This window comes from Staphylococcus sp. EG-SA-2 (genome assembly GCF_017152085.1).
In genome coordinates, this window is the sequence record NZ_JACYHC010000988.1 from 1 (window position 1) to 834 (window position 834).

The window sequence follows — 834 nt, forward strand, 5'->3', positions numbered from 1 at the left end:
CAGTTAACTGATGCAATGCAATTTTACTGTCTCCAACAATTCCTACATTAATATTAAAACGATGTCCGATATTTTTAGGATTTGTGTCGATTTGGATTGCTTTAATATTTTTCTTAGGTAAGTAATCTACATATGGATAGTTTGTACCTACCATAATTAGTAAATCTGCATCCTGCATTGTCTGATATGAGGTTTTTGTACCTATTTTACCTAAGTTACCAATACTGTATGGATGGTCATCCGGTAAGATTGTCTTAGCAGGTAATGAATGAACGACCGGAATTTTTGCCGCTTCAACAAACGCACGTAGCTCATCTTTCGCATGTTTTGCACCAACACCAATCAACATAACCGGCTTTTTACTCTTATTGATTAATTTAACCGCTTTTTTAATGTCTTTATATTTTGGTGATACAACAGTTGGTCTTGATGTATCTACTGGTTTATTCGTTGTATCTTTAATTTTTTCAGTTAATAAGTCGTTAGGACAAATAACAACAGCTACACCTTTTTGTTCATATGCCGTACGAATTGCTTCGTTAACAATTTCAAACACATTGTCACCTTTTTCAATTTGGTGATTATAAACGGCTACATCTTCACATAATTTTTGTAAATTTGTTTCTTGGAATGCTTTCGTTCCAAGTGCTGTACTATTCGTTTGTCCAGATAATATTAATTGCGGTACATTATCCATTTTGGCATCATACATACCATTTAATAAATGAATTAAACCAGGGCCACCGATACTTAATGCCACACCGATTTTACCAGTTAATTTTGTGTAACCAGCAGCCGCTAAGCTTGCTACTTCTTCATGACGTACATGATAAA

Annotated in this window: 1 protein-coding gene; it reads right to left on the reverse strand. The window is 34.2% G+C overall.

The genetic code is table 11. The features are described 5' to 3' along the window. A partial coding sequence (locus IDG60_RS17010; RefSeq protein ID WP_274611447.1) for a thiamine pyrophosphate-binding protein occupies window positions 1–834 on the reverse strand: 834 nt, incomplete at both ends.